Annotated in this window: 1 protein-coding gene; it reads left to right on the top strand. The window is 63.6% G+C overall.

What is annotated here, in order from left to right; genetic code table 11:
* Window positions 1–1662 (top strand): glycosyltransferase (locus K359_RS0147945; RefSeq protein ID WP_029085246.1); only part of this gene is annotated, 1662 nt, incomplete at its 5' end.
* Between the last annotated feature and the right edge of the window lie 5 nt (window positions 1663–1667).

Raw genomic sequence — 1667 nt, 5'->3', positions numbered from 1 at the left:
GTCAATGCCATCCTGCGTCAATCCAAGGCGTTGACGGATGCGCCGCGCGTCGACGTCTTCATCTGCACCTACAATGAAGAGAAGGCGATCCTCGAGCGCACCATCATCGGCGCCACCGGGCTGAACTATCCCGATTATCGCGTCTGGGTGCTCGACGACGGACGGCGGCTCTGGCTGCGCCGGCTCGCCCAGGAGCTCGGCTGCAACTATCTGACCCGTCCGGACAACCGCCATGCCAAGGCCGGCAACATCAATCATGCGCTCCAGCACGTTTCCGGGCTGCCGGACCGGCCGGAGTTCGTCTCGATCCTCGATGCGGATTTTGTCCCGATGCCGGACTTCCTAACGCGGGCGATGAGCCTGATGCAGGACGGCACCGTCGGCGTCGTGCAGACGCCGCAGCACTTCATCAATCCGGATCCGATCCAGACCAATCTCGCCGCAACCGACGTCTGGCCCGACGAACAGCGTTTCTTCTTCGACATCCTGATGCCGGCCAAGGACGCCTGGGGCACGGCATTTTGCTGCGGAACCTCATCGCTGATCCGCTTTTCCGGCCTGATGCAGATCGGCGGCTTTCCGACCGATTCGGTGACGGAGGATTATCTCGTCACGCTGCGCCTGAAGGAAAGGGGATTGCGCACGGTCTATCTCAACGAGCGCTTGACCATCGGTCTCGCGCCGGAGGGATTGAAGGAATACATCACCCAGCGCGGGCGCTGGTGTCTCGGCTTCATGCAGATCTTCAGGGGCCGCAGCGGGCCGTTCTCGCGGCAATCGAAGCTCGCCTTCATGGACCGGCTGTCGCTGGTCGACGCCTTCATGAGCTGGGCGGCGCTCTATGGCACCAAGGTTTTCGGCCTCGTCGTGCCGTGGCTCTATCTGCTGTTCGGCATCAAGGCGGTTCACGCCGATCTGTTCGAGCTTCTGAAGTACTTCATGCCGTTCTATGTCTGGCACGCCTTCACCATGGCTTGGATCTCGCGCGGTCGCTCGCTCGCGATCATGACCGACGTGTCGCAATGCATCGCAGCCCCCGCGGTCCTGAAGGCGGTCGTGATCGGCCTCGCCAAGCCGCAAGGCCACAAGTTCAAGGTGACGGCCAAGGGCGGTGACCGCGATCGCCGCTTCATCGAGTGGCCGCTGCTGCGGCTCTATGGCAGCGCCTTGCTCATCACGCTGCTGGCGATCGCCTACGCATTCATCCTGCATGTGCGCGGCGACAGCATCGCCTATGGGGGGCTGGCGCTGGCCTGGAGCCTCTATAATTGCGTCGTGCTCGCGATCGTGTGCTTCATTTGCATCGAGCAGCCGCGGCGTCGCAAGGCCGAGCGCTTCGAGCGTGACGAGCCGATCCTGATTCACGAAGGTACGGAGCCGCGGCTGGTCCGGATGGTCGACATTTCGATCTCGGGCGCGCGCTTCATCGATCCCGCCCCTCCCGCAATCGGCGCCTCGATCAAGTGCAATGTCTACGGACAGAACGTGGCCGCGCTCGTGGTCCGCCGCACCCGCGATGGCTTCGGCGTCCGCTTCGAGGACGCGGTTGCGACGCGGATCAATGTCGTGCGCGCATTCTATGCCGGCGAATATGTCCGCGCCTTCCGCAGTGTCCGCGCAGCGCCGGTCGGCAAGGCCCTGCTGATGCGGCTGTTCGGCTAGAGCGG

It is taken from the genome of Bradyrhizobium sp. th-b2 (assembly GCF_000426785.1).
GTDB classification, from domain to species: domain Bacteria; phylum Pseudomonadota; class Alphaproteobacteria; order Rhizobiales; family Xanthobacteraceae; genus Bradyrhizobium; species Bradyrhizobium septentrionale.
Note: the sequence above shows the minus strand (reverse complement) of the source record. Positions and strands in the feature narration are given on the sequence as shown.